We start from the raw sequence: 12,413 nt of genomic DNA on the forward strand, positions 1-12,413 counted from the left end.
CTTGCCTCTTTTGCCCTCTCAACTCTTGTGCCAACCTGCGCGCAACCGAGGGAGGGGACTGGATGCCAATCAAAACCTGCGTATTTGACGCCTATGGAACATTGTTCGATGTCGCCGCCGCCGCGCGCCAGGCCGCGGCTGAGCCCGGCTTTGAGCAATTGCAGGAAAAGTGGCCTGAACTGGCCAATCACTGGCGCCTGAAGCAACTCCAATATACCTGGCTGCGCGCGGTTGCGGATGCCCATGCCGACTTTTGGGATGTGACACAGGACGGTCTGGACTGGGCGCTTGAGGCGACAGGTCTGGACGGCGACCCGACCCTGCGCCAGCGCCTGCTTGACCTGTACTGGCAATTGCAGGCTTATCCGGAAGTTCCCGCGATGCTGGCCGCGCTGAAAAAGGGTGGCCTGCAAACGGCGATCCTGTCCAACGGATCGCCGCCGATGCTGGACGGGGCGGTGCAATCGGCAGGCATTGGTGCAGTGTTGGATGACGTTCTGTCAGTGGAAAGCGTCGGCGTCTTCAAGCCCCACGCGCTGGTCTATGATCTGGTGCAGCAGAGGTTTGGCGGCACCCGGAACGAAGTTCTGTTCGTCAGTTCAAACGGTTGGGATGCAGCGGGGGCCAGCGGGTACGGGTTCGTCACCGCCTGGGTCAATCGTGCAGGCGAGCCTATGGACCGCTTGCCTTGGAAGCCCGCCCATGTTCTGTCCGACCTGACGACCATTCCCAAGTTGGCAGGACTTTGATGCCTTTCTTCACAACGTCTGACGGCCGGCGCATTTTCTTTGAGGACAAGGGCTCTGGCCTGCCTCTGCTGTGCCTGGCCGGGCTGACCCGCAACAGCCGCGATTTCTCGTTCCTGGCGCCGCATGTGGCCGATCTTCGGATGATCGCAATGGACTATCGCGGGCGCGGCAACTCGGATTACGACCCGGATTACGCGAATTACAATGTTGTCCGCGAAGCCGATGATGTGATCGAGTTGCTGGACCATCTGGAACTGGACCGGGCGGTTCTTCTGGGCACCTCCCGGGGTGGGCTGATTGCCATGGTTCTTGCAACCAGCCACCCGGATCGATTGGCCGGCGTGATCCTGAATGACGTCGGTCCGGTGCTGGAACCAGCGGGGATCGCGAAGATCATGGACTATGTCGGCAAACCACCGATTTCGAAAACCTATGATGAGGCCGCAAATGCCCTGCGGCACACGATGGAACCGCATTTTCGCGGCGTTACGCCCGACCATTGGCGGCGGCAGGTGGAAAACCAGTACGAACAGACCCAAAACGGGCTTGCTCTGCGCTACGATCCGGCGCTGAGAAAGGCGCTGCTGGAACAGGCCGCTGCTGGTGCCGCCCCCGACTTGTGGCCAATATTCGACGCCTTGCGCAATATCCCGGCCGGGGTCCTTCGCGGTGCAAATTCGGATGTCCTCGGCAAGGAAACGCTGATCGAAATGCAAAATCGTCATCCCGGTCTTATGTCTGCGGAAGTGCCGGATCGGGGACATGTTCCCTTTTTGAACGAGCCGCAGTCGCTGGACCTCATTCGCAAGGTATTGGATACCGTATGAGCACTTTGGAACTGATAGAAGCCGCCGCCGGGCGGTTGAAGGGCCACGTGCGGGAAACCCCGCTGCTGAACTCGCCGTTTCTGGATGAAATGGCGGAACGGCGGGTATTGGTAAAACCCGAATGCCTGCAGCATACCGGCAGTTTCAAATTCCGCGGTGCATGGTCGGCGATCTCTGCGCTCGACGATGCGGATCGGCAGCGCGGGGTCATCGCGTATTCATCCGGCAACCACGCGCAGGGCGTCGCCTATGCCGCTGCGAAGCACGGGGTTTCGTCGGTCATCGTCATGCCATCGGATGCCCCGGTGCTGAAGATCAACAACACGCGCGCATTGGGCGGAGAGGTCGTTCTGTACGACCGCGCCAATGAAAGCCGGGAAGAAATCGGCGAGGCTTTGGCCGCAGAACGCGGCCTGACCCTGATCCGCCCTTATGACGAACCGCAGGTGATCGCGGGTCAGGGCACAACCGGTTTGGAGATCGCCCGGCAGGCGTCCGCTGCCGGCGTCGATCAGGCAGATGTGCTTGTGTGTTGCGGCGGCGGAGGGCTGACATCGGGCATCGCCTTGGCACTTGAAACCCACGCGCCCGGTCTGCGCCCGCGCCCCTGCGAACCGGAAGGGTTCGACGACGTCAAACGGTCTCTGGCGACCGGACAGATACAGAACAACAAAGCGTCTTCGGGCAATATTTGCGACGCGATCCTGACGCCCCAGCCGGGGCAGATCACCTTTCCGATCCTGCGCCGCCTTTGTGGGCCTGGTCTTTCGGTCACCGAAGACGAGGCGCTGCGGGCCATGGCCCAAGCCTTTCTGCGATTGAAAATCGTGCTGGAACCGGGCGGGGCCGTATCGCTTGCCTCGGCACTGTTCCGCCGCGACGAAATTGAGGGCGATACAGTGATCGTTGTGGCATCGGGGGGAAACACCGACCCCGAAGTCTTTGGAAAAGCGCTGGAATTCCTGACCTGACAATGGTTTACCTTTGGGTCAGTTTGCAATGGTTGGGTGTGACGACAGGGGATTAAGTCATGCAGATCGCGGACCTTGGGGACGTGCAGCTTCACTATAGGATCGATGGTGATCCGAATGGCGCACCGGTTGTCTTTGCCAATTCGCTGGGCACCGATCTGCGCCTTTGGGATGCGGTGTTGCCCCATCTTCCGGCCGGGTTGCGGTTGATCCGATACGACAAAAGGGGGCATGGGCTGTCCTCGCTGCCTCCTGCGCCCTATTCGATGGGCGCACTGGTCCGCGATGCCGAGGCATTGCTGGACCATCTTGAAGTGCAGGACTGCGTTTTTGTCGGCCTCTCCATCGGAGGGCTGATCGCGCAGGGGCTGGCCGTAAAGCGCATGGATCAGGTGCGGGCGCTGGTTCTGTCCAATACGGCGGCCAAGATCGGCACCCCGTCGATGTGGCAGGACCGGATGCAGGCCGTTCGCAAGGGCGGGATCGAAGCCCTGGCGGACGCGACGATGGAGCGCTGGTTTTCCAAACGCTTTCGCGCAACACCGGGCTATCTGCCCTGGCGCAACATGATGGTCCGGCAACCCGTTGACGGGTTTCTGGGGTGCTGTGCCGCGATATCCGGAACGGACTTCTACACACCAACCAGCGGTCTGCGCCTGCCAACGCTGGGCATCGCCGGCAGCGAGGACAGCTCGACCCCGCCGGATCTGGTGCGTGAAACCATCGACCTGATCCCGGGTGCGCGGTTCGAGTTGATGCGCCGGGCCGGACACTTGCCCTGTGTCGAGCAGCCGACGGAATACGCGGCGCTGCTGCGGGGTTTTCTGACCGATGTCGGACATGTGTGAAGGAGTGCGAATTTGGCGGATTTTCTGATGGTCCACGGGTCCTGTCACGGCGCCTGGTGCTGGCGTGACCTGATCCCCGCGCTTGAGGCTTTTGGCCACACGGTACGCGCCATTGACATGCCCAGCCACGGCTCGGACCCGACGCCGGTTGCTGATGTCACGCTGGACAGCTGTCGCGATGCGGTCCTGTCCGCCACGACGCCCGGTTCCATAATCGTCGGTCATTCCTGGGGCGGCTATCCCATCAGCGCCGCCGCCGAGGCGAACCCGGACGCCATGCGGGCGCTGGTTTTCCTGTGCGCCTATGTCCCGCAGGACGGGTTGTCGATGGTCGATATGCGCAAGAGGTCACCGCGCCAGACAATCCGTGACGCTGTTGAAAAATCCACGGATGGCCTGTCCTACACGGTCCGACCCGACAAGGTGCATGACCTGTTCTACCACGACTGCCCACCGGAAACCGTGCCATATGCGCTGGCCCGCCTGAGCCCGCAACCCATTGCGCCGCAGGAAACGCCGCTGCCGCTGACCGATCGCTTTGGGCGCGTGCCCAAGGCCTATATCCGCGCGACGGATGACAGGACGATCCCCACCGAATACGAAGAACAAATGAGCCATATCGCCCTTGAAAATCTGAGATACACGATCGACAGCTCTCATTCCCCGTTCTTTTCGCAACCCCGGCATCTGGCTGAGATTCTGAACGATCTGGAACAAAAGCTGCCGCGCGCGTAAATACCCCACAGGGTTCTTCACAGTTCCGACGACCGTGGTAATGTCCCGGCGAATTACTTGAATGGATGCCATGCGTCTGCCTTTTCTTTTTGTGCTCGGCACGGTCATGATCGACGCAATGGGCATCGGTCTTGTTTTGCCCATCATGCCCCTACTGATCGTCGAAGTTCAGGGCGGAACGCTGGCCAACGCGGCGATCTGGGGCGGCGTGCTGAGCACGGCCTTTGCCGCCATGCAGTTCATCTTTGGGCCCATTCTGGGAAACCTGTCCGACGCGTATGGGCGGCGCACGGTTTTGCTGGTGTCGTTGTTCGTCATGTCTCTGGACTATGTGGTGATGGCAGTCGCGGGGAGCATCTGGCTGCTGCTGGCCGGGCGCATCGTCGGCGGCGTCACGGCCGCGACCCACGCTACCGCGGCGGCGTTTATGGCGGATGTCTCGAAACCCCATGAGAAAGCCGCCAATTTCGGGCTGCTCGGAGCTGCCTTTGGAGTCGGTTTCGTGCTTGGACCCGTCATCGGAGGATTGCTGAGCGAATACGGCACGCGCGCGCCCTTCTGGGCAGCGGCGGTATTGTCCGCACTTACGTTCCTGGCCGGGCTGGTGGTGATGCCCGAAACGGTGACCGACAAAACACGCAGAGCCTTCAACCTGCGACGCGCCAACCCCGTGAATTCACTGCGTGCAATCGCGGCCCTGCCCGGCATTCGGCCGATGCTTTGGGTGTATTTCCTCTACTCGGTGTCAATCTATGTCTATCCCGCGATCTGGGCGTATTTCACCACCGAACGGTTTGGCTGGTCACCACAGATGATCGGCCTGTCGCTGGGTGTCTACGGCATTGGCATGGCCGCCGTGCAAGGTGGTTTGATCCGTCCCGCTACCCGGTATCTGGGCGAGCGGGTCACGATCATCTACGGCATGACATTCGAGATTGTCAGTTTTCTGCTGCTGGCTTTTCTGACCAATGGTTTCATCGCCCTGATGCTGATCCCGATCACCGCACTGGGCGCTGTCGTCACCCCCGCGCTTCAAGCCCTGATGTCACGTGTGACGCCCGACTCGCAACAGGGCGAGCTACAGGGTGTCCTGACCTCGCTGCACGCCCTTTCGATGATAATCTCGCCGCTGGTGATGACTGGCGTCTTTGCGCAGTTCGCAAGACCCGAAGCGCCGATCTATCTTCCTGGGGCACCATTCCTTCTGGCCATGCTGCTGATGTTCCTCGGATTTGGTCTGTTTTTGCGTTCACGCCCCGCCGTGGCGTAACAACGACGCAATCATGACGGTTTCCGTCTTGCAGCGCGCATCTTCCCGCGTCACCGTGACAAAAACGGAATGAGGGAAACCATGCAAACCATCAAAGCGGCTGTTTGCCGGGCATTCGCCGAACCTCTGGTCATCGAAGACGTTCTGCTTGCCCCACCGGGGATGGGTGAGGTCGAAGTCACTCTGGACGCCGTTGCGATCTGCCATTCGGATATCTCTTACGCCAGTGGCGCGTGGGGTGGTTTTTTGCCTGCCGTTTACGGGCATGAAGCCGCAGGGGTGATCACCGCAACCGGTGAGGCCGCCGGCGGGTTTCAAGTGGGCGACCCGGTTGTGGTGACGCTGATCCGCGCCTGCGGGTCATGCCCCACCTGCGCCGGTGGCCAGCCCACGCAATGTGAAACGCCGTTCGACACAACCAAAGGCCCGTTGCAGACCGCCGACGGCGCGCCGCTGGATCAGGCCATGGCCTGCGGCGCTTTTGCGGAAAAAGTGGTGGTCAGCCACAGACAGGTCGTGAAAATTCCCGAATCCATGCCAAAAGATGTCGCCAGCCTGCTGTCCTGCGGGGTGATCACCGGCGTTGGGGCCGCCGTGAACGCGGCAGGTCTGCGGGCCGGGCAGGACGTTGTCGTCATCGGTGCAGGGGGTGTTGGTCTGAACGCCATTCAGGGCGCGCGAATTGCCGGGGCACGCCGGATTGTGGCCGTCGACATGACCGAAGAAAAGCTTGAAGTCGCCCGGGAATTTGGTGCCACAGACGGCATTCTGGGCAGCCTGAAAGAGCCGTGGAAGGCCGCGTTCCGTGCGTTGGGTGGCCGAGGGGCCGATGCGGTTCTGGTCACCGTCGGGGCGATCCCGGCCTACGACCAGGCACCGCGCTATCTGGGCAGGGGCGGCAAGGCCATCATGATCGGGATGCCACATTCAGGCGATATGGCCAGCTATGAACCGGTTGTTCTGGCGGCGCTGGGTCAGGGGCTTGTAGGCTCCAAGATGGGGGACGTAGTCATTCAGCGCGATATTCCCTGGATGATCGATTTGTACGAACAGGGGCGGCTCAAGCTGGATGAACTGATCTCGGGCCGGTGGGCATTGTCGCAGATCAACGAAGCGATTGCCGACACCAAGACAGGTTCGGCAAAGCGCAACGTCATCGTGTTCAATCAGGGCTGAGAACGCTCGGCAGGAGAAAACCGGATGAAACTGCAGGACCTTGACATCATCGTCACCGCGCCACCTGCTCCGGGCTGGGGTGGTCGCTACTGGATCTTGGTGAAAGTCACCACCGATACCGGGATCACCGGCTGGGGCGAATGCTATGCCTCCTCCGTCGGCCCCGAGGCCATGCGCCACGTCATCCGGGACGTGTTCGAACGGCACATGCAGGGCGAAAACCCAGAGAATATCGAACTGATGTTCCGCCGCGCCTATTCCAGCGGCTTCACTCAGCGCCCGGACCTGACGGTTATGGGCGCGTTTTCCGGCCTGGAAATCGCCTGCTGGGATATTTTGGGCAAGGATCGCGACCGCCCGGTCTATGCCCTGCTGGGCGGCCTGATGAACGAACGCATCCGCGCTTATACCTACCTTTACCCCCTGCCCCAGCATAACCTGACCGATTTCTGGACCTCGCCCGAACAAGCCGGAGAATGCGCGGCGGAAATGGTCCGGCGGGGCTTCACCGCAGTGAAATTCGACCCCGCAGGCCCCTACACCATTCGTGGCGGGCATATGCCTGCAATGTCCGATATCTCGATGTCGGTGGCCTTCTGCAAGGCCATCCGCGAGGCGGTGGGCGACAAGGCCGATCTGTTGTTCGGAACCCACGGGCAGTTCAATACCGCAGGCGCGATCCGTCTGGGGCAGGCGCTGGAACCTTACGCTCCGCTGTGGTTCGAGGAACCCACACCTCCGGATATGATCGAGGATATGGCCCGCGTCGCCCGCAATGTCCGCATCCCCGTCGCAACGGGTGAGCGGATGACCACCAAGGCCGAATTCGGTGCCGTGCTGCGCGCGGGTGCGGCCGAAATCCTGCAACCGGCCCTGGGGCGCGCAGGTGGCATCTGGGAAATGAAAAAAGTTGCCGCAATGGCCGAGATATTCAACGCTCAGATGGCCCCACATCTTTACGCCGGGCCGGTCGAATGGGCAGCCAATATCCATCTGGCCGCGTCGATCCCCAACCTGTTGCTGCTGGAAACCATCGAAACGCCGTTTCACGATCAACTGATCAAAGGCAAGTTACGTGTTGAAAACGGGTTCGTTACGGCCCCGACCGCGCCTGGTCTCGGTATCGAAATAGACGAAGACATGGCGCGCGCGCACCCTTACACCGGCGATGGGTTGCATCTGCAAATGCAGGAAGAGCCGTGTGACTATGTAAACGGCAATGCGTTTCAGGGCGGCGCGCCGGCGACCGAGGGGTGACAACCCTATCTGAATCGGGGCGTGTGCCACCAAACTCTAGTTGCAGAACAGGGCGCAGCGTTGAGGACGACACGGCGCGCCCATACTAGGGTCATCCGCTATGGTCCAAAGGGACGGTTTGCACCCCGCGCCGGTCTCAGAACCCGTCGCAGTTCATGGGTTACATTTTGAACCGTTCGGCAATCCCAAGCGCTAGTTCGAAACGTATCCCGCAATTACCTGCAGCAATTTGAACGCCGTCGCCGCGTCATTTTCGACCACGGCCAGGAATTCCTCCTCACCGATCCGCAGACAGGACAGGTCCGTCTCGGCAATCATGCTGAGTGCACGCGGCTCCTTGCGGATCAGCCCCAGTTCACCAACCAGTGCCCCCGGCCCCACCTTCGCAATCAACTGATCCGGCCCCGTCAGTTGCGGAAGGTAAAGCCCGGCTTCACCTTCCAGCACGACATAGGCACCATCGGTGGGCTGATCGTCTTTCAGAAAGACGATTTCGCCGGGCTTGGCATCGAACCAGCGCGCGCCGAACGCCAGCAGGCGCAGCTGTCTGCGGTCGAGACCGGAAAACAGCGGCGTTTGTTCCAGCGCGCGCAGTTTGCGCGCAAGATCCGCCGATGCTGCGCTGTCTTCTTCCACTTCGGTTGGCCCTTCATCCGACACCACCCGACCCTGCCGGATTTCGACGTACATGTCGAATACATCCGGATTCTCGAACTGATCGTTCAGATAGATGACCGTTGTGTCCGGCAACAGTGAACGCAGGTTTTTGTAAACCGCCACTTGCGTCGCCATGTCATAGCTTGCCAGCGCGTTTTCCAGGATCAGGATGTCCGGCTTCTTGATCGTTGCGCGGGTAAAGGCCAGCGGTTCGGCAAACAGCGCGGGCAGGTTCTGACCGCCGATCGCCACCGGAACGTCATAGATCAGTTCGACCACCAGCGGCCGCGCGCCGTTTTCATCCAGCACGTCGACAATCAGCTTGCGCACCTCGTCCGAGCGCGCGCCGCCGATCTGGCTGACCTTGCCGAAAAGCGCATTTTCCATGACAGTCAGGCCCGGCGCGAATTCGTCCTTGTGCAGCGGAACAAAGACGTCGTGCAGACGCTCCAGCAATTTCTCGGAATGGCTGTGACGCAGTTCGAGAATCCTGTTCTTCAACTCGTCGGTGAACGCGGGGCCGATCTGTTCGGCCGAGATCACGAACGGAACCGCCAGCAGGCTGGCAAGCTGGTCGTCGTTCAGCCCGGACACGCCCTCGTTGCGGGTCCGTTCAATCAGCTCCACCGCGGCTTCGTAGGTCTGCGCTTCCAGCCCAAGCTTGCGGAACAACGGGTGATCGGTGCCGTCCAGACCAAAGATCTGACGCAGCATTTCGATCACGTCCCGGGTCAGGCTGACCAGTGTTTCATCCAGCCCCAGTTCGCGCAACTGGCCCAGAAAGACGGTCTGGCCCGCCAATAGCTCTTGCGTGACCGGCACGCGAGGTGTGGCGAACAGCAGGTTTTCAACAACCGGCAGGGCCGCGTTGTAACAGGACCGATCAAAGATCAGCGCGTGTTGACCCAACCCGGCCTTCTGCACGGCCTGCTGTACCAGCGGGCGCAGCTCGATCAGCTTTTGCGCAAGCTCCGGATAGTCCTGTGCGTCAAATACCTGTTCGGCACCACGTTGGAACAGGGCGGCGCCCGATCCCATCCCGTCGATCAGGTGCAGCCACCAGTCCCGCAACGCGTCCGGGCTGTTCAACCCGGCCAGGGTCGGATCCAGCCAGTCCACCCGGAACGGATCAGCGCTGTTGCCCGCCCGCTGGGTTTCGGCAAAGTCCGGGTCGTCCGATCCCGTCGACAACGGTCTGAACCGCATCGGCATCATGACGTTGTCACCCAGCGTCCCCTGAAACATGACCGGACGGGAAGAAGCGTATCCGATGCGCGCGGCCACGACACTTTGATGCAGGTCCGACATGTTTTTGCCTGCAACCTCAACCCGACCCGAACTTGGCAGAATCTCTCGGGTCAGCAGCTCCGCAACCGCGCGCCTGTCTTCTTCGCTGGGAGCGGCAATACCGATGGTCTTGCCGCCCGGGAAGGTCAGGTTCAGGTCGTCCAGCACCTGATTGCCATCCATATCCCGGACCGAAACCTGATCCAGAACAATGTCGCCGTCCAGACGGGGCTGTGTTTCGGGCTCGCCCTCAAACAGTTTTTCGTCCTGCATGCCCGGAGGGGCAAACCGCTCGATCACAACGTCCCAGCGCAACCCCATGTCCTGCGTCTGGTTGTAATAAGTCAGCAGTTCCTTCCACGGCGAGCTGAGGTCCTTATAGGCGGCCAGCGCTGCAACCAGAGCGCCCAGAGACACCGATCCCTGCAGCACCAGAAGACCACCGATCAGATAGAACATGAAGGGCGTCAGCTGCGAAATGAAGTTGTTGATGAACTTCATAAAGAACTTCTTCTGGTAAATCTCGAACCGGATCCCGAACAGCCGCCCCAGCTGATCCGAGATCATTGCCCGACGGTACCGCCAGCCGCCATTGGCCCGCAGGGTCGAGGCTCCGGCGGCGTTCTCGCCGATCTGCGCGGCCAGAACGCGCACTTCCTGAATGCGTTTCTTGTTCAACAGGTTGATCTGGCGCTGCAATTTGGGGATCAGCCAGGCCTGCAGCGGGATCAGCGCCACCGCGGCCAGACCAAACCAGACGCTTTGCAGAAACAGGAAGGACAGGATCGTGATCATCTGCCCGGCCTGCAGAACCGGCTGACTGATCGCATCGCCCATCAGACCGCCCATCGGTTCGCTTTCGGCGGTGATCATCGACACCATCTCGCCCTGACTGACCCGCTCGAAATAGGGCTGGGGAAAGCGCAGTGCACGGCTGATCAACTGGTACCGGAACCGGCGCAGCATCCGCTCGCTCAACACGCCTTTCATGGTGTTGATCCGCATCTTCATCAGACCATGGGCAAGAACGGCCATCAGAAAGGCGAAACAGAGAACGACAAGGAACGTCGTCTGCGGCAGGCTGAAGCCCCAGACATCCACGACGGGACTGGCAGCACCGATTGCGTCGTTGATGATGCGTTTGGGCAGTTCCAGCGTCAGGTACAGCAGCGGAAACAGCGTCGATGTCACGGCCAGCAGGATCAGCTGGTCGCGTTTCGAGTACTTCCAGATAAAGCGGAAAATCGTACGTTCTATGGAACCTGCCCCTGTTACGGATCGCCTGTCCGATCTTGACGAAAGTGTCGCAAATCCAACAGCCTGAATTTACCGCAATCGCGGCCAGAGACGCAAATAGTTTCCAATTTGATCAGATAATCGCCGAGTGTGAACAAGTTCATTTGCGCAACCACAAATTAGCCCCTAGAGTTCGCAACAGGACGTTATCGGGAGGAGCAATTTGACTGCCAGTTTAGGCGCAGTGTTACTGATGCTCTGCTTATTGCAGATCAAACATATGTTTGCGGATTATTACCTCCAGACACCTAAAATGCTGTCGGGCCGTGGTGAGTATTTTCACTGGGGCCGGGCGCAGCATGCGGGCGTGCACGTTGTCGGCTCAGTTATCGTGTTCCTAATATTCGGCGCGCCGTGGTCCTTCATTCTGATCATTGCCGCGCTGGAATGGATCGTTCATTTCAACATCGACTTCGCCAAGGCCAGCTATTCGGACAAGAAGCAACTGATGCCAACACAGGCCGCGTTCTGGCGCGCCGCCGGGTTGGACCAGTGCTTGCACAATCTGACCTACATTGCGATGGTCTGGGCTTGGGTCGAATTCGCCACCTAAGATTCAAGGTATCTCAAGCCACTTTGCCCAGCGATTGCGGGCGGTAAGCGGACAGCCATCGCCGGTCCAAAGCGTCGATTTTGGCCGCATCAAACGTGTGTTCGACTTCCCAATAGCGACCGGACGGGACCAAATACCCCAGCTCTTCTTCAGCTTTCAAAATGGGCGCCATCTCTTTGGTTGAAGGTAAGCTGCCATCTGACAGATTGTCCGGGTTCACAGAGGGGAACAGCAACCGGCTTTCGCCAATTGAAAGCCGGACGACTTTGCACCCTTGTGCCGCGCCCAACAACGCAAGACGCGCCGACTTGGCCTCAAGCGACCGAAGGCTCACATCTGCCCGCAAAGGGTCCGCTGCACCCTTGCCATAGAAATGCGTCTTGCCGGACCCGGGGTAAATCATGTCACAGCCAAAATACGCCAAAACACAGGGCCTCAGCACCGCAAGTGCCCAGTAACCGGCAGTGAAAGCCATCGTGCCGCCGGCATAGACAAACCCGCCGAACTTATTTTGAACCGGCACATATTCGTCTGCGGTGACAATTCTCTGGTGGCTTCCGACGTTGCTGGGCCGGTTCCACGCTGGAAAGTCCTCGGGATGTATCAGCACATCCCAATCCGACCGAATGCGCCACGCATTATTGACAGCGACGATGTGAGTGAACGGCGCTCGCGCCCATGCCTGCGCCGCAAGCGCGCTTGGGGCGCTTCCAAGTATCAGAACGCGATTGTGCGGCTCGGTCATCCTGGGCCCCGCCTGATTGCAGTTCCCAGGAAGGTTAGAGCG

The 12,413-nt window shown here is 60.3% G+C and carries 11 protein-coding genes; 9 read left to right on the plus strand and 2 right to left on the minus strand.

Annotated features, from left to right (window positions below):
• The first annotated feature begins 62 nt into the window (after positions 1-62).
• The 8 genes from ACR0D8_RS10860 (at position 63) to ACR0D8_RS10895 (ending at position 7,833) form a co-directional block, all read left to right on the plus strand.
• Positions 63-749: a haloacid dehalogenase type II gene (locus ACR0D8_RS10860; RefSeq protein ID WP_480646248.1), complete on the plus strand. Its 687-nt coding sequence runs from the start codon at positions 63-65 to the stop codon at positions 747-749.
• On the plus strand, positions 749-1,576 hold the full coding sequence (locus ACR0D8_RS10865; RefSeq protein ID WP_480646250.1) for an alpha/beta fold hydrolase: 828 nt from the start codon (positions 749-751) through the stop codon (positions 1,574-1,576). Before ACR0D8_RS10860 ends, ACR0D8_RS10865 begins: the two co-directional genes overlap by 1 nt.
• The gene (locus tag ACR0D8_RS10870; protein ID WP_480646252.1) at positions 1,573-2,547 is read left to right on the plus strand and encodes a threonine ammonia-lyase; all 975 of its coding nucleotides are present in this window, start codon (positions 1,573-1,575) and stop codon (positions 2,545-2,547) included. Before ACR0D8_RS10865 ends, ACR0D8_RS10870 begins: the two co-directional genes overlap by 4 nt.
• 59 nt (positions 2,548-2,606) lie before the next feature.
• Positions 2,607-3,395, plus strand: a complete 789-nt coding sequence (gene pcaD, locus ACR0D8_RS10875; RefSeq protein ID WP_480646254.1) for a 3-oxoadipate enol-lactonase — start codon at positions 2,607-2,609, stop codon at positions 3,393-3,395.
• Between the two features lie 12 nt (positions 3,396-3,407).
• Positions 3,408-4,130, plus strand: coding sequence for an alpha/beta fold hydrolase (locus tag ACR0D8_RS10880; protein WP_480646256.1), 723 nt, complete (start codon positions 3,408-3,410; stop codon positions 4,128-4,130).
• 70 nt (positions 4,131-4,200) lie between these two features.
• Positions 4,201-5,400, plus strand: coding sequence for a TCR/Tet family MFS transporter (locus ACR0D8_RS10885; protein WP_480646258.1), 1,200 nt, complete (start codon positions 4,201-4,203; stop codon positions 5,398-5,400).
• An 81-nt stretch (positions 5,401-5,481) separates the two neighbouring features.
• Positions 5,482-6,576 (plus strand): alcohol dehydrogenase catalytic domain-containing protein, encoded by a 1,095-nt coding sequence (locus ACR0D8_RS10890; protein ID WP_480646260.1) that lies wholly within the window; start codon positions 5,482-5,484, stop codon positions 6,574-6,576.
• A 24-nt stretch (positions 6,577-6,600) separates the two neighbouring features.
• Positions 6,601-7,833 (plus strand): mandelate racemase/muconate lactonizing enzyme family protein, encoded by a 1,233-nt coding sequence (locus ACR0D8_RS10895; RefSeq protein WP_480646262.1) that lies wholly within the window; start codon positions 6,601-6,603, stop codon positions 7,831-7,833.
• Between the two features lie 192 nt (positions 7,834-8,025).
• Here ACR0D8_RS10895 and ACR0D8_RS10900 read toward each other — a convergent pair whose 3' ends face one another.
• Positions 8,026-11,022 carry an ABC transporter transmembrane domain-containing protein gene (locus ACR0D8_RS10900; protein WP_480646412.1) on the minus strand — a complete coding sequence of 999 codons (2,997 nt, stop codon included), beginning with the start codon at positions 11,020-11,022 and terminating at the stop codon, positions 8,026-8,028.
• A gap of 244 nt (positions 11,023-11,266) precedes the next feature.
• Between ACR0D8_RS10900 and ACR0D8_RS10905 the strand changes: the two genes are divergently transcribed.
• Positions 11,267-11,626, plus strand: coding sequence for a DUF3307 domain-containing protein (locus ACR0D8_RS10905; protein ID WP_475162804.1), 360 nt, complete (start codon positions 11,267-11,269; stop codon positions 11,624-11,626).
• A gap of 13 nt (positions 11,627-11,639) precedes the next feature.
• On the opposite strand, the gene ACR0D8_RS10910 is transcribed toward ACR0D8_RS10905, so the two are convergent.
• Complete coding sequence (locus ACR0D8_RS10910; protein ID WP_480646264.1) at positions 11,640-12,371, minus strand: hypothetical protein; 732 nt, start codon at positions 12,369-12,371, stop codon at positions 11,640-11,642.
• Positions 12,372-12,413 lie beyond the last annotated feature (42 nt).

The sequence above is a fragment of the Ruegeria sp. BG10 genome (assembly GCF_056538575.1).

What these genes read in the sequence shown, in the direction of transcription:
- ACR0D8_RS10905 (WP_475162804.1), top strand. Translation starts at nt 11,267, where the DNA reads ATGCTCTGCTTATTGCAGATCAAACATATGTTTGCGGATTATTACCTC.
- ACR0D8_RS10885 (WP_480646258.1), top strand. Translation starts at nt 4,201, where the DNA reads ATGCGTCTGCCTTTTCTTTTTGTGCTCGGCACGGTCATGATCGACGCA.
- pcaD (WP_480646254.1), top strand. Translation starts at nt 2,607, where the DNA reads ATGCAGATCGCGGACCTTGGGGACGTGCAGCTTCACTATAGGATCGAT.
- ACR0D8_RS10865 (WP_480646250.1), top strand. Translation starts at nt 749, where the DNA reads ATGCCTTTCTTCACAACGTCTGACGGCCGGCGCATTTTCTTTGAGGAC.
- ACR0D8_RS10870 (WP_480646252.1), top strand. Translation starts at nt 1,573, where the DNA reads ATGAGCACTTTGGAACTGATAGAAGCCGCCGCCGGGCGGTTGAAGGGC.
- ACR0D8_RS10910 (WP_480646264.1), bottom strand. Translation starts at nt 12,371, where the DNA reads ATGACCGAGCCGCACAATCGCGTTCTGATACTTGGAAGCGCCCCAAGC.
- ACR0D8_RS10895 (WP_480646262.1), top strand. Translation starts at nt 6,601, where the DNA reads ATGAAACTGCAGGACCTTGACATCATCGTCACCGCGCCACCTGCTCCG.
- ACR0D8_RS10860 (WP_480646248.1), top strand. Translation starts at nt 63, where the DNA reads ATGCCAATCAAAACCTGCGTATTTGACGCCTATGGAACATTGTTCGAT.
- ACR0D8_RS10890 (WP_480646260.1), top strand. Translation starts at nt 5,482, where the DNA reads ATGCAAACCATCAAAGCGGCTGTTTGCCGGGCATTCGCCGAACCTCTG.